The organism is Methylobacterium sp. AC690, assembly GCF_979256535.1.
Window position 1 is genome coordinate 1 of record NZ_CEEDOX010000155.1, and the last position, 232, is coordinate 232.

Genomic DNA, 232 nt, shown 5'->3' on the forward strand with positions numbered 1-232 from the left:
ATGCCGCCCTGGTTCAGGGCCGCCACCACCGCGCTCATGTCGGCGTAGCCGGAGAGCAGGATAGCCTGGGCGTCGTGAACCTTACGTGCCTCGGCCTCGGCCCGGGCCCGCTCCAGGGCCCGGTCACGGGCGCCGAATTCGCCCGCGATGCGGCGATTGTCCGCGTCCAAGAGCTTGCGGCGCACGAGGCTGCGCGCCCGCATCACCAGGATCTCGCCGGCGGAGTTCGAGA

The 232-nt window shown here is 71.6% G+C and carries 1 protein-coding gene; it reads right to left on the bottom strand.

The window, feature by feature from the left end:
• The coding region (locus tag AC0IY1_RS25695; RefSeq protein WP_471773392.1) for a hypothetical protein at window positions 1-232 on the bottom strand (232 nt) is incomplete at both ends.